We start from the raw sequence: 25,611 nt of genomic DNA, 5'->3' as shown, positions 1-25,611 counted from the left end.
TTCCAGTCTGAACTTCGTGCCTTGGTCGTCACGTGGAGGGTTCGGGCTCCATTCCGCCTTCGCCGGAGCCCGGCGACGACTTGGGCTTGGTCTTGGGAATGGCCGTGACCGAGGGCTTTTCCTCCTTCTCGGGGGCGCTGCCGTCATCGTCGGATTCAGGCGGCTCGCCGCGGATCACGCGCTCGATCTCCTCGCCGGTCAGGGTTTCGTATTCCAGCAGGCCCTGGGCCAGGCGTTCCCACTCGTCTTTCTTCTCGCTCAGGATCTTGTGGGCGTGCTCGTAGGCCTCGTCGATCAGGCGCTTGACCTCTTCCTCGATCAGTTCCTTGGTGTGCGCCGAGACCGAGAACCCGCCGGCTGCGTTGCCCATGTAGCCCTCGTGGGCCTGTTCGTAATCCACGTTGCCGACCTTGTCGGACATGCCCCAGCGCAGGACCATGGCGCGGGCCAGGCCGCTGGCCTGCTGGATATCGCCGGCCGGGCCGTTCGACACGTTGTCGGGGCCGTACTTGATGATCTCGGCGGCCTTGCCGGCCATGGTCATCGCCAGCTTCTGCTCGCATTCCGACTTGTGCCAGTTCAGGCGGTCGATCTCGGGGAGGCTGACCACCATGCCCAGCGCGCCGCCGCGCGGGATGATCGTGGCCTTGTAGACCGGGTCGCATTTCGGCAGGGCAAGGCCGACGATGGCGTGCCCCGCCTCGTGATAGGCGGTCTTTTCCTTCTGGTCGTCGGTCAGGACCATCGAGCGGCGCTCGGCCCCCATCATCACCTTGTCCTTGGCGTTCTCGAAATCGTCCATGGTGACGAAACGCCGGCCCACGCGGGCCGCCATCAGCGCCGCCTCGTTCACGAGGTTGGCAAGGTCGGCGCCGGAGAAACCGGGCGTGCCGCGGGCGATGATCCGGAGGTCGACATCCGGACCAAGCGGGGTCTTGCGGGCATGGACGGCAAGGATCTTCTCGCGGCCCTTGATGTCGGGGTTGGGCACGGTGATCTGGCGGTCGAACCGGCCGGGACGCAGCAGCGCGGGGTCGAGCACGTCTTTCCGGTTGGTGGCCGCGATGATGATCACGCCTTCGTTGGCCTCGAACCCGTCCATCTCGACCAGAAGCTGGTTGAGGGTCTGCTCGCGCTCGTCATTGCCGCCGCCATAACCGGCGCCACGGTGGCGGCCGACGGCGTCGATTTCGTCGATGAACACGATGCAGGGCGCGTTCTTCTTGGCCTGTTCGAACATGTCTCGCACGCGGGAAGCGCCGACACCCACGAACATCTCGACGAAGTCCGAGCCGGAAATGGTGAAGAAGGGCACGCCCGCCTCACCCGCGATGGCGCGGGCCAGAAGCGTCTTACCGGTGCCCGGAGGGCCGACCAGCAGCGCGCCCTTGGGGATCTTGCCGCCGAGGCGCGAGAATTTCTGCGGATTGCGAAGGAATTCGACGATCTCTTCGAGCTCTTCCTTGGCCTCGTCGATGCCGGCCACGTCGTCGAAGGTCACGCGGCCATGCTTCTCGGTCAGCATCTTGGCCTTGGACTTGCCGAAGCCCATGGCCCCGCCGCCGCGGCCGCCCTGCATGCGGTTCATGAAGTAGATCCACACGCCGATGAGAAGCGCGAAGGGCAGGAGCGAGATCAGGAAGGTCTGGAAGCCGGATTGCTCCTGCGGCTCTGCCGTGATCGGAATGTCGCGCTCGATCAGCATCGGCGTGAGTTCCGCGTCTTCCGGCTTGATGGTCACGTAATCCTGACCGTCCGTGCTACGAAAGCGCACGTTCTCGCCATCCAGCGTCACCTGGCTGACCGTTTCGTCCTCGACCGCCTGCACGAATTCGGAGTAACGGATCTGCTTGCTTTGCAGGGTACTGCCTGAGCCGCTGAACAGATTGAACAGCGCCAGTATCAGCAGAAAGAGCACCAGCCAGAAGGCTATGTTTCTCGCGTTACCCAAGGACATTCTCCTAACAGAAGGGGGTCGGCTTGCTCTAGCACAAGCGGTACCTGTCTAAAATAGCCATCATCTCTGGCGGTTCAATGCGATATTAGTGCGGCAAAGTCGTGGTTTTCCCGGCGCACGAGCTCTGCCGTCCAGCCGTTGTCGAGCCCGGCCAGCGGCGCGGCCAGCAAGGTCTCGCCCTGCCAGACGGCCGGAGAGGCGCGCAGTGAGGCGGCCGGCAACGCGGAATTTCGCCGGTTCGGGCAGTGCCTGAGCCCGTTTTCGCCCAAGGCTGCAACGATGGCGCCTTCCGTCTCGGGGCCGGAGAGGCGCCAGCGGCCATCCCAGGGCTCGCCCGGTCGGGCAGTGATCCCCGCCACGGCCCGCTCTTCCCGCGTGATGCGAAGCGCGCCCGCCCGGGTGATGAAGCGGCAGCCGTGCAGGGTGGCGCTTTCGCCTGCGTCAATGGCGCGCATCACCCGTTTGAGGGCTGGCCCGCGCGGCGGGTAATCGGCGCCACTGATCCAGAGGATCGCCTTCTGCAACAGGCGCCGGGTGATCTCGGGCTCGATCCGGGCCAGCGCGGTGCGGTCGATAAGCACGTCGCCCGCCTCGATCCGGGCCACGTTCCGCGCGGCGAAGGCCACTTGGGTGTCAACGATATCGCGGGCGTCGGCAAGGTTGCCCGCAACCTCGGCCAGCGTGGCCGCCTCGATGCCGAGCGGCGCTAGGGTTTCGAGCACCTGCCGTGCCCGCACGCGTTCATAGGCCGGGTCGGCGTTGGTCGGGTCGTCGGCCCATGTGATGCCACGGGCGCGCAGGACTTCGCGCAGGTCTTCCCGGGTGGCACTGAGGACCGGCCGCAGGAAGGTGACGCCCCCTTGCTGCCAGCGCGGCGCCATGGCCGACAGCCCGTCGAGCCCGGCCGCGCGGGCCAGCCGCATCAGGAAGGTTTCCGCTTGGTCATCGGCAGTATGGGCCACGGCAATGGCGGAAATGCCCGTTTCCGCTGCCCAATCCGCCATGAGTCCGTAGCGCGCGCGGCGCGCGGTATCCGGCAGGTTGCCGGTGCCGTCCCAACCCTCCCATTTCAGGGTGGCGTGAGAGATGTTCCAGCCTTCGCAGAGACGCGCGACCATGCGCGCCTCCTCCGCCGCCTCGGACCGCAGGCCATGGTCGACCGTGACGGCATACAGATCGGGGCCGCCGGTGGCGCGCCAGTCGTTCAGCAATGTCAGAAGGGCCAGCGAGTCGCTTCCGCCGGACACGGCCACGCCGAGCCGGTCTGGCCTGTCCGCGCCAATCGCTCCGGCGATCTGTTGTCGCAGCCGCGCGGGCAGGTCGGTCACTGGCAGGAGAGGGCCTTTCTTTCGGCCTGTGCGCTTTGCGCGGGCTGGGAGTTGGGAAAGCGGAAGCCGACCTCGGACAGGGTCACGCAGGCCTCTTCGGTCTGGCCAAGCTGGCCCAGCGCCCGGCCCAGCCGGAACAGCGCATCGGCGGCCTTGGGCCCGTTCGGGGCGGCGCTGAACGTGTCGAGATAGGCGCGGGCGGCCTTGGAGGTTTCGCCCGCCTTCTCCAGTGCCTCGCCCCGTTTGATCCCGGCCTCGGCCTCCAGCGGGCTGCCGGGATAGTTCTTGATGAACAGCGCGAACTGCTCGGCGGCGGCGGCGTAGTCGCCCTCCTCCATCGCCTTGGCAGCCTGGTCGTAATCGGCCTGCTCGCCCACCGCCATCTGCACGCCGCTCGTGTCCGAGCCGGTACCGGTGGCGGTGTTGCTGGACGAGCTGTCACTGCCGATGCTGCCGCTGGTCCCCGACTGCGATCCGGCGGTGCTGCCGGTCGAAGGCGCGGTGCCGCCCAGCGTGGTGCTCTGACCGAGCTGGCCAACATCGCAATCGGTCTCGAGCTCGCAGAGACGGAACTCGAGGTCGCCCAGCCGGTTGGTGCCGTCATTGACCACCTGGTCGATACGGAACTCCAGCTCCTCGGTCTTCGAGGTCAGTCGCTGAAGCTCGCTTTCGATGGCGCCGACCCGGTCGATCACCGAGCCGCCGATCTGCGCGCTGCTGACGCCGCCCGTGGTGCTGAGCTCGCGTTTGAGTTTCTGCAACTCGACGTAAAGCACCGACATCTCCTGTCGGATGTCGGCGAGGGTTTCGTCCCTGTTCTGTGCATGGCCCGCGCCGGCCGTGGCCAGAACGGCAACCAGAAGTCCAATCCAAACCGGGCGCATGACGGCCATACCCCCTTAGCTCGTCGGCCCGGCCGAGATCACCGTCACCGCACGGCGGTTCTTGGCATAGCAGGCTTCCTCGCTGCAGATCTCGATCGGGCGTTCCTTGCCGTAGGACACGACCTTGAGCCGGCTGGCGGCCACGCCCTTGGTGATCAGGTATTCCTGAACCGAGTTGGCCCGTCGCGCCCCCAGGGCCACGTTGTATTCGCGCGTGCCCTGCTCGTCGGCGTGGCCTTCGATGACGGCGTTGTAATCGGCATTGCGCATCAGCCACAGAGCCTGGCCGTCAAGCGTGGCGGTCGCGGTGGGCGACAGGTTGGACTGGTCCACCTCGAAGAGCACGCGGTCACCCACGGCCTGCTGGAAGTAGAGCGGCGACGTCGGATCTTGTGCGGTGCCGGCAATGCTCGCGTTCGCGTTGGCGGATGCAGAGCCGGACTCGTCGAAACGGTCGGGGTTGCTGCAGGCGGCCAGGGCCAGCCCCGCCACCACCAGGATTGTCTTGCTGAGAAAAGTCATGTCGATGCCTCACGTATCAGATTTGTCTCGGTCCAATGTTGATCCTGGCCCTCGTGCATCTTCTAGCACAGCGGTGCGGCGTTGGAAACGCGGGCCTTTCTCCATAACGCTCATTTTTGAAGGGGCGACCAGGAAGGGTCGGACGCACCGGAGGGTGTCGGCACCTGTTTCAGGTTCCGGCCGGTGATGTCCACGGAATAGAGGCTGGTGCTGCCCTGCGCGCCCTGTGTCTCGCGCGAGAACATGATGACCCGGCCGTTCGGTGCCCATGTCGGCCCCTCGTCGAGGAACGACGCGGTCAGCAGGCGTTCCTCGCTGCCGTCGGTGCGCATGACGCCGATATGGAAGCGGCCCTTCGACTGCTTGGTGAAGGCGATGAGGTCGCCGCGCGGCGACCAGACCGGCGTGCCGGAGCGGCCCAGCCCGAAGCTGATCCGCTGCGCCTCGCCGCCGCCGGCGGGCATGATGTAAAGCTGCGGCGTGCCGGAGCGGTCGCTTTCAAAGACCATGCGGCTGCCGTCGGGGCTGAAGCTTGGGGCGGTTTCGATCGAGGGCGCGTTGGTGAGCCGCGTGCTCTGACCCGAACCGATCTGCATGGAATAGAGGTCGGTATTGCCGCCGCGTGTCAGGCTGTAGACCACTGTCTGCCCGTCGGGGGCGAAGCGCGGCGCGAAGCTCATCGTGCCGTCCTGGCTTTCCAGCACGCGCCGCCCCACGGTTTCGACGTTCAGCACGTAAATGCGCGGGAAGCCGGATTCGTAGCCGGTGTAGAGCACCTGGTCCCCCTGCGGCGAGAACCGGGGCGCCAGTACCAGCGACGAACTGTCGGTCAGATAGGTGACGTTGGCGCCATCGTAATCCATGATCGCCAGCCGCTTCTGGCGCGCATCCTTCGGCCCGTCTTCCGAAACGAAGACCACCCGGCTGTCGAAATACGGGTCTTCGCCGGTCAGCCGGCTGTAGACCTGGTCGGCCACCTTGTGGGCGATGCGGCGCCAGCCTTGTTCGGTGCCGACAAGCTGCAGGCCCTGCCCCATCTCCTGCCCCGCGAAGACGTCGTAGAGGCGGAAGCTGACCACGATCCGCCCCGACCCTTCGGTTCTGACGGCGCCGGTGATCAGCGCCTGCGCATTGATCGCCTTCCAGTCCGAGAACTGCACCGGGCTGGAGAAGTTGCTGATCCGCGCGATATGCGCCTCTGCCGGGATCTCGCGGAAGAGGCCGGTGCCGTTCAGGTCAGAGGCGACGACGCGGGAAATCTTGTCAGCCCATTCAGACGCCGCCGCCGTGTCGGCCACGAAGGACGGTATGGCATAGGGCAACGGCTCGATCACACCCTCGGTGATCTCGATCCGGAGTGGCCCGTCTCTCTCGGCCGTGTCCTGGGCGAGGGCGGGCGCGGCCAGCATGTGAAGGGCCGCAAGGAGGCTGAGCATGTATCGCATCATTTGATCCTCATTTTCTCCGGATTGAATGTCATTTCAATGTCACGCCACTGATCATACTTCTCCGGTGGCAATTTGTAGCCGGCCGCGCCGCAGCGGATGATCGCGCGGCGGGCGGCCTCGAAAGCCTGTTGTGCGGCCGAGTTGCTTCCCCCGGACGAGCCGAGCATTTCGATCGACGCGGTAATCGGCCGGCCGTCTTCCGACATCGACACGCCGACGACGACGGTCGTGGCAAGCGCTTCGGACGACAGGCTGCCGACGTTCCAGCATTGCTGCACGGCAACGCGCAGCCCTTCCTTCTCGCCCGCGGTAAGCGGCGGGCCGGAGGGGGTGCTGTCAGCCTGCGTCTCGCTTCCGCCCAGGGCTTCGGCGAGCGCGTTCTCGACGGCGTTCTCGTCGACCTCGGGGCTTTGCGGGGCCGCAGTTTCGGTCTGTTCCGGCTCCTGCGCGGCGGGCTGGGGATCGGCCTCGGGCTCGGGCTCCGCCTCGGCCTGGCGGGTGGGCCGGGTGCGCGGGCGCAGCGAGCGGCTGGGCGCCGCATCTGCGGGCTCGTCAGCCTCGGTCACGATCTCGGTGGTGGCCTCTTCGCGGGCGGTTTCCTCCTGATCCTCCTCGACCGGCTCGGCGCTTTCGTCGGGCGCCGACTCCTGCTGGTCGACATCGTCGATCTGCACGTCCGGCTCGGGCGGGGCGACGGGTTCGGGGGCCACGCGGGGCGCCTCGCGCGGGCGGGTCTCGGGCGAGCGGTCGGGGACCAGCGCCGCCGTATCCTCCTGCGGGGGCTGCATGACGGGGGGTTCCTCGCTGACCTCGGCCTGTGCGGGCGGATCGGGCTCGGTCACCTCGGGGGGCGTGTCGGGTTCGGCGGTCTCGGCCACCTCGGGCTGGGCCGTCTCGGGAACGGCGTCGGCCTCGGACGTCATGCCCGGCGCTTCGCCCGCCTCGGGCGGCTCGGGCGTGTCGACATTGGCCACGGCTTCGGGCGACTGTTCCGGCGCCATCAGCGCGGCATAGTCCTCGGCCGAGATGGCGGTGACCTCTGTCACTTCATTGGGCGGCGGCACGTCACTGAACGCCCCTCCGAACAGAGCCCAGAAGATCAGGCCAGCGTGTCCGGCCCCGGATATGATCTGACCGGTGTTCATGCCGCACGCGTCAGCCGTCCTCGTCGAGCGTCGGCCCGCCGGTATCGGTCACGAGGCCGATATTGGAGAATCCGCCCCGGTTGAGCGCACCCATCACCTGCATCACCAGCGCATAGGGCACGTTGCCGTCAGCCCGCAGGAATATCCGCGTGCTCTCGCGCTCGGCCGCAATGGCGCGAAGGCGCGTGACAAGCTGCTCGGTGGCGATCTCGGTGGTTTGCAGCATCACCGTGCCCTCGGGCGTGATCGTCACGGTCAGCGGCTCCTCCTGTTCGGTCGGCAGGGCGCTGGCGGCGGTCTTGGGCAATTCCACCGGCACGCCGACGGTCATCCGCGGCGCCGCCACCATGAAGATGATCAGCAACACCCGCATGACGTCGACGATGGGCGTGCCGTTGATCTCGGCCTTCGGGCGCGAGCGCCCGCGCCCGCGCCGCCTGCGGCCGCCGTCTCCGGTTTTCTGAACGACACCTGCGCCCATGGGTCAGCCGTCCAGCTGGCGGCTGAGGATGGTCGAGAACTCGTCGGCGAAGGCCTCGTAGCCCGCCACGATCCGGTCGCTGTCGCCGCTGAGCTTGTTGTAGAAGATCACCGCGGGGATGGCGGCCAGCAGGCCCAGCCCTGTGGCCAGCAGTGCCTCGGCAATGCCAGGCGCCACGACGGCGATGTTGGTGTTCTGCTGCTCGGCGATACCGATGAAGGCGTGCATGATGCCCCAGACCGTGCCGAACAGGCCGATGAACGGCGCCGTCGAGCCGACCGTGGCCAGCACCGACAGCCCGCTCTGCAGCGAATCCGCCTCCTTGGCGACGGCCACGTCCATGTTCCGGTCGATCCGTGCGGTCGCGCCGGGGATCAGCTTGCCATCGTCGCGATGGGATCGCCGCCATTCCATCATGCCGGCGGCGAAGACCCGTTCCGACTGGCCGCTGGGATCGGGGCCGATCTCGTCGAACAGCTCATCCAGTGGTTCGCCGGACCAGAACCGGGCATCGAAGCGGTCGGCCTCGGTCCGGGCGCGGCGATACATGATGATTTTCTGGATGATGATCGACCATGCCCAGAAAGAGGCGACGATCAGCATGATCATCACCAGTTTGACTACGATCGTGGCACGCGCAAACAGCGCCCACATGGAGAAATCCATCTCCTGTGCCATTGCCAGGGTTTCTGCTTCCATCTGCCTGCTCTTTTTGACGTCGTTTCGTCCCGAAGGGCCTTGTTCACCGGCCTCATTGCCCCGGAACCTAGCGGAAATCCATAAGGAAAGCCATCACTTCCGCGTCAGTGGTGACACGCGGGCAGACTGCGGCGGATATTTGCCGTTCTCCGCTTCTAATGAAGGCGTTTGCGGACCTCCGCCGGCAGCCTGACCGGCTGTCCGGCGAGGTTCATGCAGGCCACGGTCACCTGGGCCTCGAACAGCCGCTGGCCGCCGCGGAGAACCACCTGGTCCATCACCAGCCGCGCGCCGCTGACCGAGGCGGTCGTCGTGCGCACCTCGAGGTCATCGCCGTAGCGCGCGGGCAGCAGAAACTCCGCTTCAACCCGGCGCACCGCGAAGACCACGCCCCTGTCGCGCATCGCGTTCTGGTCGAGCCCCAGCCCGGCGACCCACTCGCTGCGGGCCCGTTCGATGAACTTGAGGAAATTCGCATGGTAGACGATGCCGCCCATGTCGGTGTCTTCGTAATAGACGCGGATGGCGAAGCGGTGAGTCATGCCGCGGACGTTAACCGGTGATATTCGGGGCCGAAACCCGAATCGTGGGGCCGATCGCGATTAATCACGCCTTCCCGTCCGTGCGGCCTTTATTTTCCGGCCAAGCTCTGGCAACGATTTCCCTGGGACAATTGCAATTACAGTACAAGCCCGGGCAGCGGTGACAGCAGGAGGGACAGATGGAAGGATTCATGGAAACGGCCAACGGATACGCTCCGCTGGTCATCAATGCGGTCAAGGCGCTCGTCGTCCTGATCCTCGGCTGGATCGTCGCCGGGGCCGTCAGCGGGCTGATCCGGCGCCGCGTCAATGCCAATCCGAAGATCGACAACACGATCGGCAATTTCGCCGCCAGCATCGCCAAGTGGGTGATCCTGCTGATGGTGCTGACTGCCATCCTCGGCCTGTTCGGGATCGAGGCGACCAGCCTCGTCGCCGTACTGGGCGCCGCGACGCTGGCCATCGGCCTTGCGCTTCAGGGCACGCTGGGCGATCTGGCGGCGGGGTTCATGATCATCCTGTTCCGGCCCTACAAGAACGGCCAGTTCGTCGATATCGGCGGCACCGCCGGCACGGTGGTCGACATCAATCTCTTCGTGACCGAGCTTGTCACGCCCGACAACGTGCAGATCATCGTGCCCAACGGCCAGGCGTGGGGGTCGATCATCACCAATTATTCCCATCATGACACCCGGCGCTGTGACCTGTCTTTCGGCATCGACTATGCCGACGATCCCGACAGGGCCATGCAGATCATCCTCGATCTCGCGAAGGCCGACACGCGCGTCTTCGAGGACCCCGAACCCTGGGTCCGGGTCACCAACCTGGGCGACAGCAGTGTCGACCTGGGCGTGCGCCTGTGGTGCAATGCCGCCGATTACTGGAACCTCAAGTTCGACATGACGAAGGCGGTGAAGGAGGCCTTCGACAAGGGCGGCATCTCGATCCCCTATCCGCACTCGGTCGAGATCAAGCGGGACGGCTAATCCCCTTCGGACCGCTGGCCGAGCGGGTATTCGGCCAGCGGTTCGTAGATCATGTCATCCGGTCCGGCGATCGAGCGGTAGAGAGTGAAATGCCCGACCGGGATCACCCCGGCCTCGACATCGCCCCAGGCTTCCAGGACACCGGCGATGCGCTGGGTTTCAAGCATGGTCATCCGCTTGCGAAACCGCGCCAGCGTGACATGCGGGCGGAAGCGTTCGCGGGGCAAGTCGATGCCCGCGCTGCGCACCACCTGGCGGACCTTCTTGCGCAGGTGGCCGAGGGCCTCCGACATGTCCACCCCGGCGTATAGCAGGCTGGGCTTGCGGCCGCCGAAAATGTCGACCCCGGCGATGCGCATGTCGAGGGCGGGCGCGTCCAGCTCCGACAGCCTGTCGTGCAGTTGCTCAAGCACGTCCTCCGGCTGGTTGCCGAGGAAGGCCAGCGTCACATGCCAGTTCTCAGGCGGCACCGGCCGGCCCACTTCCAGCGCATGCTGCACATCGAGCAGGGGCTCGGCCTGTTCCTCGGGGACGGGAATGGCGAGAAAGCTGCGCATCGCCGCGGCCCCTACTGCGTCCGCCCGACCCTTGCCGCCAGCCTGAGCGCATGGCTCGGGTCCTGTGCGACGGGCGGCATGACCGGGTCATAGCCCGCCCGGATCACCCCGGCGATATCAGGCCGCAGGATCACCCGGTCACCCTCGGGCACCCGCGCCAGCGGCGAGCTGTCGGTAAAGGCCGTGTCGGACCAGAGCAGGATGGTCTGCACCACCTGTCCCAGCGCCAGCGTTTCGGCGGGAATCCGGCTCAGCTCCTGATCCATCCGCAGGAAGACGAAGGCCGCCTTGATCGCGTCCTGTTCGTCGAAGCGGAAGACGCGGTACTGGTTGGCATCGGCCTTCTTCAGCTTGGCCACCAAGGGCTCCAGCCCCTCGATCAGCCGGTCGAGATCGGGAACCTCGAGCAGTTCGTCCCACTCGCGGAAGAAGAAGAACATGCAGTTGACGCCCAGCTCCGGGTCGGTCTCTGCCATTTGGTGGCCGGCCAGACCGACCACCGCCTCGAGCGCGCCCTTCACGGTGGAAAGCGTCTTGTCGTCGACCCCGAACACGACCGGCACGATCGGCCGGCCCCAGCGGGCGAACAGGTAGCTGCCATCGGCGCGGGTGAACAGCGCCTCGATCTCTTGCGGGGTCATCGTCTCTGCCATGGCCCCGACTTACGCAGCCGGACCCGCCGGCGCAATCCCGCCCTCGCTTCTTCTGGCTCCAAATATCCTCGCCGAAGGCATCGCCCGGCACGGGCGATCTCACTTGCCGAACAGGTCGTTCTGCCCCTTCGGCCCCGGCACCTCGAGGCCCAGGTGCCGCCAGCCCCGCTGGGCCAGCATACGCCCGCGCGGCGTGCGCTGGATCAACCCCTGTTGCAGCAGGAAGGGCTCGATCACCTCCTCCAGCGCGTCGCGGCTTTCCGACAGCGCCGCGCTCATGGTCTCGATGCCGACCGGCCCGCCCTGGTAGGCCTCGGCGATCAGCGCGAGATAGCGCCGGTCGGCGCCGTCGAGGCCGAGGTGGTCGACCCCCAGCCGGGTGAGCGCGCCGTCGGCCAGCGCCTTGGTGATATGCCCGTCGCCCTCGACCACCGCGAAATCCACCACCCGGCGCAGCAGGCGCCCGGCGATGCGCGGCGTGCCGCGCGAGCGGCGGGCGATCTCGCGTGCGCCGTCATTGTCGGCGGGCACGCCGAGCAGCTGGGCATTACGGGTGACGATCTCGTGCAGCTCGTCCTCGGTATAGAATTGCAGCCGGGTCGGAATGCCGAACCGGTCGCGCAAAGGCGTGGTCAGCAGGCCCAGCCGCGTTGTGGCACCGACCAGCGTGAAGGGCTGCAGCTCGATCCGCACGGTGCGCGCCGCCGGCCCCTCGCCGATCACGAGGTCCAGCTCGAAATCCTCCATCGCCGGGTAGAGCACTTCCTCCACCGCCGGGTTGAGGCGGTGAATCTCGTCGATGAAGAGCACGTCATTGGCTTCGAGATTGGTCAGGATCGCCGCAAGGTCGCCCGCCTTGGCCAGCACCGGGCCAGAGGTCATGCGGAAACCCACGCCAAGCTCCTTGGCCATGATCTGGGCCAGCGTCGTCTTGCCGAGGCCGGGGGGGCCGTGAAATAGTGTGTGATCCATCGCCTCGCCCCGCTGGCGGGCCGACTGGATGAAAACGCGCAGGTTGGCCTTGGCCTCCTGCTGGCCAATGAATTCCTGCAATGCCTGCGGGCGCAGGCTGCGCTCGGCATCCTCGGGCAGCGGATCGGGCCGCAGGGTCGGGTCGGGGCCGGTCATGCCGGGGCCTTGTGGCGAAACGGGCTGTGAAGTCCGGTGAGCGGTGCCATCTCCCTACCCTTTCGGCGCCAGCAGGCGGAGCGACAGGCGGATCAGCTCCGCCGTCTCGGCCTCGGGCGCGTCGCCCGCCGCCTGCGCCACGGCGCCGGCGGCCTCTCCCGGGGCATAGCCCAGGTTCGTGAGTGCCGACAAGGCCTCGGCCTGGGCACCGGGGCCGGAGGGGGCGGCCGCGGGTGTGGCAGGTATCGCAGGTTCAATCACGTCGCCGTCGGCGTCCGGCGCAGGGGCCGCTTGGGACGACACCGCCGCCATCGCCATTACCTCCGGCGCCTTGTCCTTCAGCTCGTTGACCACCCGCTGCGCCGTCTTCGGCCCGATCCCCTTGGCCGCCTTCACCGCGTTCCAGTCGCCCAGCGCGATGGCCCGGCCCACGCCGTCGGGCCCCAGCGTGCCGAGAATGGCGAGCGAGGCCTTGGCCCCCACGCCCTGCACGCTCATCAGCAGGCGGTGCCATTCCTTCTCGGCCAGGGTGGTGAAACCGTATAGCTGCAGCAGGTCCTCGCGCACCAGCAGATCGGTATAAAGCGCCACGTGCTCGCCCGTGGCCGGCAGGGCGCGCAACGTCCGTTCCGAGCAATAGACGAGGTAGCCCACGCCGCGCACGTCGATCAGCACGTGGTCGGCGGCGCGATAGTCGATCCGGCCGGCGAGGCGCCCGATCATGTGCCGACCCTCCGCATCGCCGGCATCCGCACGTGGTGGGCGTGGCAGATGGCGATGGCCAGCGCGTCGGCGGCATCGGGCCCCGCGATTTCGGCACCGGGCAGTTGCACCTTCACCATGTGGGCGATCTGGACCTTGTCGGCGTGACCCACGCCGACGACCGTCTTCTTGACCGTGTTGGGGGCGTATTCACCGACCGCCAGACCGAACTGCGCGGGCACCAGAACGGCGATGCCGCGGGCCTGCCCCAGCTTGAGCGTGCCGGCCCCGTCCTTGTTGACAAAGGTCTGCTCGACCGCCGCGGCCTCGGGCGAAAACCGGTTGAGGATTTCGGTCAACTGCCGGTGCAGGGACAGGAGCCGTTCGGCAAGATCCGCGCCTTGCGACTTGCACACCCCGTTGGCGATATGAGTCAAACGGCTACCTTCGGCGTCGATCACGCCCCAGCCGAGGTTTCGCAACCCGGGGTCGATGCCCACTACCCGCATGTTCCACTGCCCGTTCTTGTCGTTTTGCAATGCTTAGCACGAAACGGGAACATACGCCAAGCGGATTACGGCCCTGCCTGCAAGGATGGCGTTTCCGGCCTTCAGAGTGTCGATTCCATGCTGCGGCGCGGCATCTGCAGGCAGCCAGTCACAAAAATGTTTTCTTAACAGGCGTTTATCCGCCACCCGAGCCTTGCAGGATTTGCATATGGACTATGCAGGAAGCCAGCTTGCTGATGTTCGAATGCCCAATTATCTGGCGCTCTATAAATCACACACATCCGCAATCCGCGCGTTTAGAAGGAAGATAACCATGGCTGTCCTCGACACCACCCGTACCGCATCGCATGCCGGCCTTTTCGGCGGCCTGTTCAAACTGTTCGGCACCGTTGCCGCATGGAACGATGCCCGCATGACCCGTCGGGCCCTGTCGCAACTGAGCGACCGTGAGCTTGACGATATCGGTCTTGTCCGTGGCGACATCGACCGCATCACGTTCTGAGTTTTCCGCAGCTTCGTTTCCGGGGCCGCCACTCACGCAAAAGCCCTGTGCCGCGACCATCGGCACAGGGCTTTTCCGTTTTCGAGAGAGGACTGCCCGAACGGGGCGGAACTGGTAACGTACCGAAGCTTACTGAATGATCTGGAGCAGCTGGCCGGCCACGGCCTGCGAGGCGAAATCCGGCCGCATGATGAAGGCGCCGGCCTGTTCCAGAAGCGAGCCGCTTTCCAGCGTCGCGATGGCCTCGGCATAGAGGGGCAGGCCGAGGGAGGCGATCACGGCCCCTTTGAAGGCGAGAAATGCGGCGACCAGCAGCGTGAACCCCTTGAGGGTGATCGCCGCCTCGGGCCGGTGGTTCGTCAGAACGATCACACCGTCTTCGCCGGCATCCGCCCGGCCGTCATTGTCGGACCATGACTGAATTGATTTGACCGCGTGCAGACCGCGCGATTTCTCGAACCATTTACTCATGACAGCACCAATATTCTTCCAACGTGGCCCCCACCACATTGCGGCGAGAACTAGGCAGAAAATGTGGCGAAACTTGGGCGCGCGCCTTAAAAAGACCGCTTTTTCACTGCTTTTCAGACAGGTTTGCGTAGAACTGTCGTGGTCCACTCACCAATCTCGGAACGGTCGGAGAGACTGTTTCCTGCCTCCGAATAGACCGCGATCACCTCGTCGGCCTGTTCGTTGAGGATGCCGGAGAGAATCACGAATCCCCCCGGTGCGAGCGCGTCGGTGATCGAGGGCGCCAGCGCGATGAGCGGGCCCTTGAGGATATTCGCGAAGATCAAGTCGAAGGGCGCGGCACCGGCGATGCCCGGATGATCGAGCCCTTCGGCCTCGATGCAGTCGACCCGGTTGGCCAGGTCGTTCGCGGCAAGGTTGGCCTCTGCCACCTCGACCGCGACCTCGTCGATATCGCTGGCGAGGATCGTTGCCTCGGGCCAGGTATGCGCGGCCCCCATGGCCAGCACCGCCGTGCCACAGCCAAGGTCGAGCACGCGGCGTGCCGTGAAACCGTCATTCGCCAGCCTGTCGAGTGCCCGGAGGCAGCCCTGTGTCGTGCCGTGGTGGCCGGTGCCGAAGGCCATCGACGCCTCGATGAGCAGCGGCACGCTGTCGCTCGGCACCTTGTCGGCATCGTGGCTGCCATAGACGAAGAAGCGGCCCGCCTCGACCGGCACCAGCTCGCGCCGGACCTTGGCAACCCAGTCGACCTCGGGCAGTTCGGACACGACGAAGGGCTTCGCGCCGTGCATCGCCGCCAGAACGGCCAGCCCGGCCTCGTCGGGTTGTTCGTCGAAATAGGCGCCCACCTCCCACAGGCCGGAGCCGTCCTCGATCTCGAACGTGCCGATGCCCGTGGGCTCGGGCGTCAGCCGGTCGAGATCCTCGCCCAGCGCCTCGGCGGGGGCTTTGCCGGACAGGGTGGTCAGAGCGGTGTAGGTGGGCATGGGGCCTCGTCTTTGTCGTGCGTCACTCGGCCGGGGCGGGGGCCGCGCCCGACAGGATCGTTTCGTGCCCCGGTTCGGGGTGGCGCGGGATCAGCGTGGCCAGTAGCAGCGAAGTGCCTGCCATCCCGGCCGCCAGCAGGAACACCGCCCCGGGCGAAACAAGCCACAGATAGCCCAGCAGCGCCGGCAGGAAAACCGCCGCGATGTGGTTGATGGTGAAGGCGACGGCGGCGGTGGGCGCGATGTCGCCCGGATCGGCGATCTTCTGGAAGTAGGTCTTCAGCGCCAGCGCCAGCGCGAAGAGCATGTGGTCGATCACGTAGAGCGCGGCGGCCAGCAGCACGCCCCAGCCGAAATAATAGATGCCGCCATAGGCCAGGAAGACGATGACCAGCCCGGCATACTCGAAGATCAACGTCGCGCGCTCGCCGAACTGGAACACCGCCCGGCCCATCAGCGGGGCGAAGATCATGTTGGCCACGAGGTTGATCAGGAAGAGCGCCGTGACTTCGTGCACCTCGAAACCGAACTTCTCGACCATCATGAACCCGGCGAAGACGACGAAGATCTGCCGCCGTGCCCCGGCCATGAATTGCAGCAGGTAGTAGAGCCAGTAGCGCCGCCGCAGGATCATCTTCTTGACCTGCGGATTGGGCGCCTCGAACTGCGGATAGGCGAACATGCAGAAAATCGCGATCGCCGCGGTCACGCCACCCGCGAGCAGGTAGACGATGTTGTAGGTCAGGCCCAGCGGCTCCCACAGGGCGACGATCAGGCCATAGGCCACCAGCGTCGCCGCCGACCCCGCCGCCAGCAGCCAGCCCAGCATCTTGGGCGCGCGCAGCTTGTCGAGCCATTGCAGTTGCAGTGACTGGTTGACCGTCTCGTAATAGTGAAAGCCGATCGAGCTGAGCATGGTGATGGTCAGGATGCCGCCAAGGCTGGGAAACCACGCGGTCACCGCCGTCGCCACGCCGAGAAGCAGAAGCGACACCAGCCCCAGCACCTGTTCGCGCATGAAGATGATGATGGCGATCACCCCGATGGCGAGGAAGCCGGGGATTTCGCGCACCGTGTGCAGCCAGCCGATATCCTTGCCGTCGAATCCCGCCACCTCGATGACGAAATTGTTGAGGAGCGCCGACCATGTGGCGAAGGCCACCGGCATGGCGGCGGCCATCAGGAAAAGAAGCGTCACCGGGCGCCGCCAGACGGGCAGATGTTTCGCTTCGGCAAGGGGCACGGTGCGGGTCATGTTCGTGCTTTACGCCGAAGCGTCCGGAATGGCGAGCGCTATTGACGCACAGTGAACTGTGCGTCAGGCGGGCTCCCGCGTCAGATGTTCGGCCACCGCCCGGGCGATGACCGGCGCCTGCCGAGAGATTTCCCTGAGCTGGCCGTTGGGGGCGGTGTGGTAGGAGCAGAACCACAGCCCCGGCGCCAGCTGTTCACCCGAAGCGACGGGTCGGCCGGTCTCGTCGAGCACCTCCGGCAGGGCCCCGAGGAGCGGGCGCAGATCGACCTCGTAGCCGGTGGCCAGCAGGATCGCGTCGTACTGCGCGCTGGTGTCGTCATCGAACGTGACCAGCGCGCCCTCGACGCGCGACAGGCCGGGGCGCACCCTGATCCGGCCGCGGCGGATCAGGTCGAGCGTGCCGATGTCGATGAGCGGGATACGCCCGTTCTCGCGTACCTGTGCGATGGGGCCCTTGTCGGACTTGCGCAGGCCGAGGCGGGCATAGTCGCCCATCTTCAAGCGCAGGATCGGGGCGGTGATGGCGTCGGCCACGCGGTAGGGGAAGATGCGTTGCAGCACCTCCCAGTTGCCGATGGGCCGCCCGAACAACACCTTCGGCAGAAGGTTGACCGGGCTGCGCACGGCAATGTCGACCTTGCGGCCGGCCTCGGACAGGTCGATGGCCAGTTCGCCGTCGGAATTGCCGAACCCCACCACCAGCACCCGCTCGCCCGGCAGGTCGCCGGGGGCGCGGTAGGCACGGGAATGGACGACCGGGCCGGGGAAGCTGTCGAGGCCCGGCCACGTGGCGAAATGGGGGGTTTCGGAGACGCCGGTGGCGAAGACGAGGGTGCGGGTGGCGAGTGTCTCGCCCGTGGTCAGCGTCACCTGCCAGCCGGTTTCCATGGGCTCCGCCCAAGCAACTTCGGCCCCGAGGCGGGGGTGCAGGTCGAACGCCTCGGCATAGCGCTCGAGATAGGTCACGACCTGGGCCCGCGGCACGTAGCGCGGCGCCTCTTCCGGGAAGGGTAGGCCGGGCAAGGAAGAACGTTTCTTGTCGGTATGCAGCGCCAGCCGCCGGTAGTGGCGGCGCCATGCGCTGCCGACGGTATCTTCGCGCTCTAGGATCAGCGGCGACAGTCCTTCGCCCTTCAGACAGGCGCCCAGCGCAAGCCCTGCGGGCCCCGCGCCTATGACAATGACATCCTCCATGATCGCATTGGACGGAACCACTGCCAGCCGGTCAACCGGGGGCGGATCAATAAAAACTTTGCGGGTCTATATCGACACTCAGGCGGAACTGGTTCGAGCCGCGCACCTGCCCCACCCATTGCGCCACCGGGCCTTGCAGTGCGACGCCCTTGGGGGCCTTGACCAGCAGCCGGACCCGGTGCCGCCCGCGCACCCGGGCGATGGGTGCCGGGGCCGGGCCGAAAACCTGTGCGCCGGCGGCGCGCAGCGGGCCATCGTTGCGGGCCAGCTGGTTGCCGATGTCGAAGGCTTCCTGCATGTCGGTCGAGGACAGCACGATACCGGCCATCCGGCCGTAGGGGGGCACGCCGGCCTGCCGCCGTTCGTCGGCCTCGGCGGCCCAGAAGCCTTCCTCGTCGCCCGAGAGGATGGCGCGGATCACCGGATGTTCGGGCTGGAAGGTCTGAAGCAGCGCAGTGCCCGGCTTGTCGGTGCGCCCGGCGCGGCCGGCCACCTGGCGCATGAGCTGGAAGGTGCGCTCGGCGGCACGCAGGTCGGAGCCCTGAAGCCCAAGGTCTGCGTCGATCACGCCCACCAGCGTGAGGTTGGGAAAGTTGTGGCCCTTGGCGACAAGCTGCGTGCCGATGATGATATCGGCGCCGCCCTCGGCGATCTCGGCGATCTGTTCCTTCAGGGCACGAGCGGAGCCGAAAAGGTCGGAGGAAAGCGTGGCAATCCGGGCGTCGGGGAAAATCGCGGCGGCCTCCTCCGACATCCGTTCGACACCGGGGCCGACGGCGGCCATCCGGTCCTCGGCGCCGCAGCTTGGGCAGACCTGCGGCATCGGCTTGGTCTCACCGCACTGGTGGCACATCAGGCGCTTGAGGAATCGATGCTCGACCATCCGCGCGTCGCAATGGTCGCAGCCCACCTGGTGGCCGCAGGCCCGGCAGATCGTGACCGGCGCATAGCCGCGGCGGTTGAGGAAGAGGAGCGCCTGCTCTCCTTTGGCCAGCCGCGCCTCGACCGCCCTTTGCAGGGTGGGCGAGACCCAGCGTTGCGACGGCAGCGTTTCGGCGCGCATGTCGATGGCGCGCATTTCGGGCATCACCGCCTCGCCGAAGCGCGAGGTCAGGTCGAGCCGGCGGTATTTGCCCGCCTCGGCATTAGCCCAGCTTTCGAGGCTGGGCGTGGCCGAGGCCAGCACCACCTGAGCGCCGCACAGGCTGGCGCGCAGAACGGCCATGTCGCGGGCGTTGTAGAGCACGCCGTCCTCCTGCTTGTAGGAGGTGTCGTGTTCCTCGTCGACGACGATCAGCCCGAGGTCGCGGAAAGGGAGGAACAGGGCCGAGCGGGCGCCCACGACCACCTGCGCGCCGCCCTGCCCCACCATCTTCCAGATGCGGCGGCGTTCGGTCATCGTGGCGCCGGAATGCCATTCGGCGGGGCGGGCGCCGAAGCGGGCCTCGATGCGGGTGAGGAACTCGGTGGTGAGCGCGATTTCCGGCAAGAGGACCAGCGCCTGCCGCTTCTGACGCAGGGTTTCCGCCACGGCTTCGAGATAGACCTCGGTCTTGCCGGAGCCGGTGACCCCCCGCAGCAGCGTCGTGCCGTAGGCCCCCGAACGGATACCTTCTTGCAGAACCTCGACCGCCTCGGCCTGTTCGCCGGTCAGGTCCACCCCGGCGATATCGGGCTGAAGCGTTGGGAAGGGCACGTCGCGCGGCGTGTCCTCCTCCCCCACGGCGCCGTGTTTCACCAGCCCCTTGACCACAGAGGAAGTCACCCCCGCCTGTTCGGCCAGTTCCTTCAAGGTGAAGGACAGCCCGCCATAATCGCGCAGCACCTCGAGCACACGACGGCGGGCGTCGGTCATCCGGTCGGGCTCGGCATCGCCGAGGTGATAGACCTTGCGCATCGAGGGCGGGTCGCCCAGCCCCGGTGCGCGGGTGGCGAGCCGCAGCATCGCGGGCATGGAAGTGAGCGTGTAGTCGCCGGCGCGTGCGAGGAAAGCCTGCAACTCTTCGCGCATTGGCGCCACGTCGAGCACCCGGATCACCGAGCGGATCTTCGAGGCGTCGAAATCGCCCTTGCCGGCCCCCCAGACCACGCCAAGAACCTTGCGCGGGCCCAGCGGAACCTCGACGAAGGCGCCTGGCTGGCAGCCACCCTCGGGCGCCTTGTAGTCGAGCAGCCGGTCGAGCGGTTGCGTCGTCAGCACGCCCACAAGCTCGCCTTCGGCAAAGAATCCCGGCGCCTTGGCCACGCAATCGCTCCTTCAAGGGTTTCGGCAAATCAATCTATGGGGTAAACGCAAAGCCAACCAGACCCAAGCCGCTTGAAAGGGTGCGCCATGAAGTTTTTCGTAGATACCGCAGATGTGGACGCGATCAAGGAACTGAACGACCTCGGCGTCGTCGACGGGGTCACCACGAACCCCTCGCTGATCCTGAAATCGGGGCGTGACATCCTCGAGGTGACCAAGGAGATCACCGCGATCGTCAGCGGCCCGGTGAGTGCCGAAGTGGTCGCACTGACGGCCGACGAGATGATCGCCGAGGGCCGGAAACTGGCCAAGATCGCCGACAATATCGCCGTGAAGGTACCGCTGACATGGGACGGGCTGAAGGCCTGCAACGTGCTGACGAACGAAGGCCACATGGTCAACGTGACGCTGTGCTTCTCGGCAAACCAGGCGCTGCTGGCGGCTAAGGCGGGGGCGAGCTTCATCAGCCCCTTCATCGGGCGTCTGGACGACATCAACCTCGACGGGATGCAGCTGATCGCGGATATCCGGCAGATCTACGACAATTACGATTTCGAGACCGAGATCCTCGCCGCCTCGATCCGCACGGTGAATCACGCCTTCGAGGCCGCGCGCATCGGCTCTGACGTGATGACCGCGCCGCCGGATGTGATCAAGAAAATGGCGGAGCATCCGCTGACCGACAAGGGGCTCGAGGCGTTCCTGAGCGATTGGGAAAAAACAGGGCAGAAAATCCTGTAGGGCGTGCTATAAAATCGAAAAAGATAAAGAGGCAGGAATGAGCAGCAGCCCAGCCATGAACGACCAGATGCGCGAGAAGATCATCTCGCAACCCGATGTCATCCTTGAGGATCAGGACCTTATGCGCGCCCTGATCGCGGCGAACGAGCGCGCGATGGGCGGCAATATCGTCGACCTGCGCGGCATCGCGATGGAACGGCTCGAGGCGCGGCTTGCCCGGCTGGAGGATACCCATCGCAGCGTGATCGCCGCGGCCTACGAGAACCTGTCGGGCACCAACCAAGTGCATCGCGCGGTTCTGCGGATGCTGGACCCGACGGATTTCGAGACCTTCCTGCGCGACCTCGGCGGCGAGGTGGCGGATATCCTGAGGGTGGATTGCGTGAAACTGGTGCTGGAAACGGTGCAGGATGACGAGGATCCGGCGGTACGCAAGCTGGGCGACGTGCTGTCGGTGGCAGAGCCCGGTTTCATCGAGGATTACCTGACCGCGGGCCGGCCCGGCCAGCCCCGGCAGGTCACCTTGCGGCAGTTGAGCGAGGGCGACGCGCGAATCTATGGCGCGCGGGCGCAGTTCATCCGGTCGGAGGCCTGCCTGATGCTCGATTTCGGCAAGGGGCGCCTGCCCGGCATGCTGGCCATGGGGGCCGAGGACCCGCACCAGTTCAGCCCGCAGCAGGGCACCGACCTGCTGGCTTTCTTCACCGGCGTTTTCGAAAGGGCGATGCGCCGCTGGCTGTCATGATCTCCGACGCCGCACAGTCCGCGCTTCAGGGCTGGCTGCAATCGCAGAAGGCGCTGAAGGGCGCCTCGGACAACACGCTTGACGCCTACAGGCGCGACGTATCGGGTTTCCTTGGGTTCCTGACCGAGCACAAGGGCGGCTTGCAAGGCATCGGCGCGCTCAAGTCCGTCACGCTGTCGGACATGCGAAGCTGGATGGCGCGCTGCCGCGGGCAGGAGATCGGCGCGCGGTCGCTGGCGCGGAAGCTGTCGGCGGTGAAGAGTTTCTATCGCTGGCTGTCCGAACGCGAGGATTTCGACGCCACCACGGTGATGGCGGCCAAGGCGCCCAAGTTCCAGAAGAAGCTGCCCCGCCCATTGGCCGAGGATGCGGCGCAGGGGGTGATCGACACGCTTGACCTGCAATCGCAGGAGCCATGGGTTGCGGCGCGGGATCAGGCCGTTGTGACGTTGCTGTACGGCTGCGGGCTGCGGATATCCGAGGCGCTTGGCCTGAAGGGCGCCGACCTGCCGCTGGGCGAGGTGTTGCGGATCACCGGCAAGGGCGGCAAGGAGCGGATCGTGCCGGTCATCGCGCCAGCGCGGAAGGCCGTCGCCGTGTACCTGCGGCTTTGCCCCTACCCCGCCGAGCCGGGTGCCGCCATCTTCCGCGGCGTCCGCGGCGGGGCACTGGGGCCGCGGGCGGTGCAGAAGGTGGTCGAGCAGGTCCGCCTGCAGCTCGGCCTGCCCGCCAGCGTGACGCCGCATGCCATGCGCCACAGCTTTGCCACGCACCTGCTGAATGCCGGGGGAGACTTGCGGGCGATCCAGGAACTGCTTGGTCATGCCTCGCTTTCCACCACGCAGGCCTATACCGCTGTCGATACCGCGCGGCTGATGGAGGTCTATCGCCGTGCCCACCCCAAAGCCTAATTGCGCCGCAGGCGGTTTTGCTTCATGACACCCATATGACGGATACGTTCAAGGCTCTCCTCGTTCACCTTCTGACCGCCACGGGCGCGGTGTTCGCCATGCTGGCCATGCTGGCGGCGGTGGATGAGAAATGGGACCTGATGTTCCTCTGGCTGGTGGTGGCCTTTGCCGTTGATGGTGTCGACGGGCCGCTGGCGCGGCATTACCAGGTGCAGAAATACTCGCCGCGGTTCGACGGCGTGCTGCTCGACCTGATCATCGACTACCTGACCTATGTCTTCATCCCGGCCTTCGCGCTGTTCAGCTCTGACCTGTTGCCGGGCTGGACGGGCTGGTTCGCGATCATCGTAATCACCTATGCCAGCGCGATGTATTTCGCCGATACCAAGATGAAGACCAAGGACAACTCGTTCCACGGCTTTCCCGGCTGCTGGAACATGCTGGTGCTGGTGCTGTTCGCGGTCGAGCCGAATTTCTGGCTGATCCTCGTGCTGGTGGTGGCGATGGCGGTGGCGATGTTCCTGCCGCTGAAATTCGTGCACCCGGCGCGGACCAAGCGCTGGCGGGTCGTGACGCTGCCGATTGCGGTGGCGTGGACCTTCTTTGCCGGCTGGGCGGCGTGGGTCGATTTCCACCCGGAAAGCTGGGCGCATTGGGGGCTGGTGACGACGAGCGTCTACCTGCTGTTTGCCGGGATCGTGCAGCAGATCATCCCGGAACGCCGCAAGGCCTAGATCAGCAGGCCCGCCGCGCCCTCGCGGCGGAGCAGCCAGACCTTGGTTTCCACACCGCCTTCACCTGAGTACCCGCCAAGAGTGGTCGCGCCGAGAACGCGGTGGCAAGGGATGATCACCGGGATCGGGTTGCCGCCGCAGGCCTGGCCCACGGTCTGGGCCGGCACGCCGAGGCGCTTGGCGATATCGCCGTAGGTGAGCGTTTCGCCGAAGGGGATGGATTGCATGACCTCGCATACCGAGACCTGGAAATCGGGCGCCTCGACGGCGAGGGGGAGGTCGAAATCCTTGCGCGTTCCGGCGAAGTAGGCGTCGAGCTGTGACAGGGCTTCGGCCAGTTCGGGGCGGTCGTCGTGGCCTTCGGACCCGTCCCACGTGACACGGGTGATGGCGGTGCCGTTGCTGGTGACGGTCAGCGGACCGACCGGCGTGGGCAGGGTTGCGGAATACATGGGCGGCCTCCTTCGGCGTTGCCGCGGAGGATAGCGCGTTTCGGGGGGCCGTGCGCCCCGAATCCTGCGCATTGACGCGGTTAGCCTCGGGGCAGCGTGTCGTAATCCGGCAGCCGGTCCTTCAGGAAGGTGTACCCCTCCCGCGCCTCGGTGATCTCGGTTCTGGTCACGTCGAACCAGCGGAGGTCTTCCTTGTGGGGGTCGAACAGGTGTTTCGGCCGGCTTTCGTCCATCCACGGGCGGCAGAAGGCCGAGCCGCCGAAATGTGTGCCCGCCCGGTTCAGGCTGAGCAGGTAGACCTGGTTTTCCAGCGCCCGAACGGTGATGAAGTCGTGCCAGGTGGCAAAGCTTTCGTCGCGGTAATAGGCGCCGCTGTGCAGGATAATGTCGGCCCGGTGTTTCAGGGTCAGGCTGCGGGTCAGTTCCGGGATGCGAATGTCGTAGCAGATGATCGGGGCGCAGGTGAGGCCGTTGACGTCGAAGGTCAGGACGTGATCGCCGCGGGTGAAATACTCCTTCTCCATCGAGGCGCCGTACTGGCAGAGGTGCAGCTTGTCGTAGGCGCCGAGGCAGGTACCATCCGGCGCGGCCACGCCCATGCTGATGAACCTGTCGCGGCCCGCCTGCCGGGCAAAGCCGAAGACGACATGGGTGTCATGCGTCTGTGCCACCTTGGCCCATGCCTCGAACGACGGGCCCTCCAGCGGTTCGGCCAGGGCATCCAGCGCGTCGAAGGCGGGGCGGGAGTAGTCGATGCTGGACAGTTCGGGCAGCACGACGAGGTCGGCGGGCCGCTCGGACAGCGCGTCGGAGACAAGCCGCATCGTCCGCGCCAGATGCGCGTCGCGTTCTTCGGCGCGGGTCATGGGCGGCACGTCGATCTGGCAGGCGAGCAGGCGGAGCGACGCCGGGCCGGCCATTCCGGTCACTCGGCGCTCAGCAGGACGGCCTCGACCCGGCGGTTGGCCTCGCGCCCGGCCTCGGTGGTGTTGGGCGCCACGGGCGAGAGGTAGCCCATGCCGTTCGATTCCATCTGTGCGCGCGGCACCTCGTAGCGCGACACCAGCCGTTCCAGCACCGAGGCCGCGCGGCGGCGGGAGAGGGCGACGTTCGGGTCGAGCCCGCCCACCGTATCGGTATGTCCCACCAGCGCGATGCGCCGCGCCGCGTTGCCGTTCAGGAAGGCCGCAAGCGCCGCGAGCGAGTCGTAGGGCCCTTCCGCCAGGGCTGCCGATCCGCTGTCGAACTCGAGGTCGGGAAGCACCACGTGCCCCTGCCCCATGAGCTGCTCGATCAGCTTCGCCGCCTCGACCGGCTGCGGCGGGGCGACCGGGGACAGGGTGCCGATGTCGCCGATCTCGACCGTGGGGGCCTGTCCGTCGCCTACGATGACAAGCTGCAGGTAGCCGGTTTCGCCCGTCAGGCTGACGAGGCATGTGACGTATTCGACGGCCGGACCGTCCTTTCGCCGCGCCGACAGGAAGCGGAAATCGAACAGGTCGACGAACATGTCCGGCGCGGGCAGGACGCTGATGTTGAAGCGGAAATCGAACCCCCCGCATTCCCGGTCGGCGCAGTCGAAGAGGATCTCGTAGCCCGCCTCCCGCAACTGGTCGCGCAGGGGGGTCAGCAGCTTGAGCGTCGTCAGCCCCTCGCCCTCGATCCGCCAGGACTGGCGGGTGACGAGCCCCTCGACGTCGATCGAGGGGACCTGGCCGTCGGAGTAGGGCCCGGTGGGAAGAAGGTAGGAATCGGCCGCGCTCTGCTCTTCGCGGGTGAGGTCGGCATCGCCCGGCACGGTCAGGTCGAGCGCCTGCGCCATGCAGGCCTC

Annotated in this window: 28 protein-coding genes; 6 read left to right on the top strand and 22 right to left on the bottom strand. The window is 66.5% G+C overall.

What is annotated here, in order from left to right; all coding sequences use genetic code 11:
* Window positions 1-28: 28 nt before the first annotated feature.
* The 9 genes from ftsH to ybgC form a co-directional block, all read right to left on the bottom strand.
* A complete protein-coding gene (gene ftsH / locus RLN94_RS09255) occupies window positions 29-1,951 on the bottom strand; it encodes an ATP-dependent zinc metalloprotease FtsH (RefSeq protein ID WP_350130144.1) in 1,923 nt (640 codons plus the stop codon).
* Between the two features lie 80 nt (window positions 1,952-2,031).
* Complete coding sequence (gene tilS / locus RLN94_RS09250; RefSeq protein WP_350130142.1) at window positions 2,032-3,285, bottom strand: tRNA lysidine(34) synthetase TilS; 1,254 nt, start codon at window positions 3,283-3,285, stop codon at window positions 2,032-2,034.
* A complete protein-coding gene (ybgF, locus tag RLN94_RS09245; protein ID WP_350130140.1) occupies window positions 3,282-4,169 on the bottom strand; it encodes a tol-pal system protein YbgF in 888 nt (295 codons plus the stop codon). The genes tilS and ybgF overlap by 4 nt, the downstream gene beginning before the upstream one ends.
* Window positions 4,170-4,184: 15 nt before the next feature.
* Window positions 4,185-4,691, bottom strand: coding sequence for a peptidoglycan-associated lipoprotein Pal (gene pal, locus RLN94_RS09240; protein WP_350130138.1), 507 nt, complete (start codon window positions 4,689-4,691; stop codon window positions 4,185-4,187).
* Between the two features lie 110 nt (window positions 4,692-4,801).
* Entirely contained in the window at window positions 4,802-6,139 is a 1,338-nt protein-coding gene (gene tolB / locus RLN94_RS09235; RefSeq protein ID WP_350168852.1) for a Tol-Pal system beta propeller repeat protein TolB, read from the bottom strand.
* Entirely contained in the window at window positions 6,136-7,284 is a 1,149-nt protein-coding gene (gene tolA / locus RLN94_RS09230; RefSeq protein ID WP_350130134.1) for a cell envelope integrity protein TolA, read from the bottom strand. Before tolA ends, tolB begins: the two co-directional genes overlap by 4 nt.
* 10 nt (window positions 7,285-7,294) lie before the next feature.
* On the bottom strand, window positions 7,295-7,765 hold the full coding sequence (locus RLN94_RS09225; RefSeq protein WP_350168850.1) for an ExbD/TolR family protein: 471 nt from the start codon (window positions 7,763-7,765) through the stop codon (window positions 7,295-7,297).
* A 3-nt stretch (window positions 7,766-7,768) separates the two neighbouring features.
* Complete coding sequence (gene tolQ / locus RLN94_RS09220) at window positions 7,769-8,464, bottom strand: protein TolQ (RefSeq protein WP_350130130.1); 696 nt, start codon at window positions 8,462-8,464, stop codon at window positions 7,769-7,771.
* 155 nt (window positions 8,465-8,619) lie between these two features.
* On the bottom strand, window positions 8,620-9,006 hold the full coding sequence (gene ybgC / locus RLN94_RS09215; protein ID WP_350130128.1) for a tol-pal system-associated acyl-CoA thioesterase: 387 nt from the start codon (window positions 9,004-9,006) through the stop codon (window positions 8,620-8,622).
* 179 nt (window positions 9,007-9,185) lie between these two features.
* Here ybgC and RLN94_RS09210 point away from each other — a divergent pair, with 179 nt between their 5' ends.
* Window positions 9,186-9,992, top strand: a complete 807-nt coding sequence (locus RLN94_RS09210) for a mechanosensitive ion channel family protein (protein ID WP_350130126.1) — start codon at window positions 9,186-9,188, stop codon at window positions 9,990-9,992.
* On the opposite strand, the gene thpR is transcribed toward RLN94_RS09210, so the two are convergent.
* From thpR to ruvC, 5 genes are all read right to left on the bottom strand, one after another.
* On the bottom strand, window positions 9,989-10,549 hold the full coding sequence (gene thpR, locus RLN94_RS09205) for an RNA 2',3'-cyclic phosphodiesterase (RefSeq protein ID WP_350130124.1): 561 nt from the start codon (window positions 10,547-10,549) through the stop codon (window positions 9,989-9,991). The two genes, RLN94_RS09210 and thpR, sit on opposite strands and share 4 nt — an antisense overlap.
* An 11-nt stretch (window positions 10,550-10,560) precedes the next feature.
* Complete coding sequence (locus RLN94_RS09200; protein ID WP_350130121.1) at window positions 10,561-11,190, bottom strand: hypothetical protein; 630 nt, start codon at window positions 11,188-11,190, stop codon at window positions 10,561-10,563.
* A gap of 111 nt (window positions 11,191-11,301) precedes the next feature.
* Window positions 11,302-12,330 carry a Holliday junction branch migration DNA helicase RuvB gene (ruvB, locus tag RLN94_RS09195; protein WP_350130119.1) on the bottom strand — a complete coding sequence of 343 codons (1,029 nt, stop codon included), beginning with the start codon at window positions 12,328-12,330 and terminating at the stop codon, window positions 11,302-11,304.
* A 54-nt stretch (window positions 12,331-12,384) separates the two neighbouring features.
* Entirely contained in the window at window positions 12,385-13,053 is a 669-nt protein-coding gene (ruvA, locus tag RLN94_RS09190) for a Holliday junction branch migration protein RuvA (protein ID WP_350130117.1), read from the bottom strand.
* Window positions 13,050-13,541 carry a crossover junction endodeoxyribonuclease RuvC gene (gene ruvC / locus RLN94_RS09185; RefSeq protein WP_350130115.1) on the bottom strand — a complete coding sequence of 164 codons (492 nt, stop codon included), beginning with the start codon at window positions 13,539-13,541 and terminating at the stop codon, window positions 13,050-13,052. Before ruvC ends, ruvA begins: the two co-directional genes overlap by 4 nt.
* A 313-nt stretch (window positions 13,542-13,854) precedes the next feature.
* On the opposite strand from ruvC, the gene RLN94_RS09180 reads away from it, so the two are divergent.
* Entirely contained in the window at window positions 13,855-14,043 is a 189-nt protein-coding gene (locus RLN94_RS09180) for a DUF1127 domain-containing protein (RefSeq protein ID WP_350130113.1), read from the top strand.
* Window positions 14,044-14,172: 129 nt separating this feature from the next.
* Here RLN94_RS09180 and RLN94_RS09175 read toward each other — a convergent pair whose 3' ends face one another.
* The 5 genes from RLN94_RS09175 to RLN94_RS09155 form a co-directional block, all read right to left on the bottom strand.
* A complete protein-coding gene (locus RLN94_RS09175) occupies window positions 14,173-14,514 on the bottom strand; it encodes a hypothetical protein (RefSeq protein WP_350130111.1) in 342 nt (113 codons plus the stop codon).
* Between the two features lie 113 nt (window positions 14,515-14,627).
* The gene (locus RLN94_RS09170) at window positions 14,628-15,503 is read right to left on the bottom strand and encodes a 50S ribosomal protein L11 methyltransferase (RefSeq protein WP_350130109.1); all 876 of its coding nucleotides are present in this window, start codon (window positions 15,501-15,503) and stop codon (window positions 14,628-14,630) included.
* A 22-nt stretch (window positions 15,504-15,525) separates the two neighbouring features.
* On the bottom strand, window positions 15,526-16,758 hold the full coding sequence (locus RLN94_RS09165; protein ID WP_350158538.1) for an MFS transporter: 1,233 nt from the start codon (window positions 16,756-16,758) through the stop codon (window positions 15,526-15,528).
* 63 nt (window positions 16,759-16,821) lie between these two features.
* Window positions 16,822-17,952, bottom strand: a complete 1,131-nt coding sequence (locus RLN94_RS09160; RefSeq protein ID WP_350130105.1) for a flavin-containing monooxygenase — start codon at window positions 17,950-17,952, stop codon at window positions 16,822-16,824.
* A 46-nt stretch (window positions 17,953-17,998) separates the two neighbouring features.
* On the bottom strand, window positions 17,999-20,197 hold the full coding sequence (locus RLN94_RS09155) for a primosomal protein N' (RefSeq protein ID WP_350130103.1): 2,199 nt from the start codon (window positions 20,195-20,197) through the stop codon (window positions 17,999-18,001).
* Between the two features lie 87 nt (window positions 20,198-20,284).
* Here RLN94_RS09155 and fsa point away from each other — a divergent pair, with 87 nt between their 5' ends.
* The 4 genes from fsa to RLN94_RS09135 are packed head-to-tail and all read left to right on the top strand — an operon-like array spanning window position 20,285 to window position 23,328.
* Window positions 20,285-20,938, top strand: a complete 654-nt coding sequence (gene fsa, locus RLN94_RS09150; protein ID WP_350130101.1) for a fructose-6-phosphate aldolase — start codon at window positions 20,285-20,287, stop codon at window positions 20,936-20,938.
* A 37-nt stretch (window positions 20,939-20,975) separates the two neighbouring features.
* Window positions 20,976-21,683, top strand: a complete 708-nt coding sequence (locus RLN94_RS09145) for a DUF484 family protein (RefSeq protein ID WP_350130099.1) — start codon at window positions 20,976-20,978, stop codon at window positions 21,681-21,683.
* Window positions 21,680-22,594 carry a tyrosine recombinase XerC gene (locus RLN94_RS09140; RefSeq protein ID WP_350130097.1) on the top strand — a complete coding sequence of 305 codons (915 nt, stop codon included), beginning with the start codon at window positions 21,680-21,682 and terminating at the stop codon, window positions 22,592-22,594. The genes RLN94_RS09145 and RLN94_RS09140 overlap by 4 nt, the downstream gene beginning before the upstream one ends.
* A 35-nt stretch (window positions 22,595-22,629) precedes the next feature.
* Entirely contained in the window at window positions 22,630-23,328 is a 699-nt protein-coding gene (locus RLN94_RS09135; protein ID WP_350130095.1) for a CDP-alcohol phosphatidyltransferase family protein, read from the top strand.
* On the opposite strand, the gene RLN94_RS09130 is transcribed toward RLN94_RS09135, so the two are convergent.
* From RLN94_RS09130 to RLN94_RS09120, 3 genes are all read right to left on the bottom strand, one after another.
* The gene (locus RLN94_RS09130) at window positions 23,325-23,780 is read right to left on the bottom strand and encodes a methylated-DNA--[protein]-cysteine S-methyltransferase (RefSeq protein ID WP_350130093.1); all 456 of its coding nucleotides are present in this window, start codon (window positions 23,778-23,780) and stop codon (window positions 23,325-23,327) included. The genes RLN94_RS09135 and RLN94_RS09130 overlap by 4 nt on opposite strands.
* A gap of 80 nt (window positions 23,781-23,860) precedes the next feature.
* Window positions 23,861-24,700, bottom strand: a complete 840-nt coding sequence (locus tag RLN94_RS09125; RefSeq protein WP_350130177.1) for a carbon-nitrogen hydrolase family protein — start codon at window positions 24,698-24,700, stop codon at window positions 23,861-23,863.
* Between the two features lie 5 nt (window positions 24,701-24,705).
* Window positions 24,706-25,602 carry an OmpA family protein gene (locus RLN94_RS09120; protein WP_350168843.1) on the bottom strand — a complete coding sequence of 299 codons (897 nt, stop codon included), beginning with the start codon at window positions 25,600-25,602 and terminating at the stop codon, window positions 24,706-24,708.
* Between the last annotated feature and the right edge of the window lie 9 nt (window positions 25,603-25,611).

It is taken from the genome of Roseovarius sp., from assembly GCF_040223625.1.
Classification (GTDB): Bacteria; Pseudomonadota; Alphaproteobacteria; order Rhodobacterales; family Rhodobacteraceae; genus Roseovarius.
This window is presented reverse-complemented; position numbering and strand designations above follow the sequence as displayed.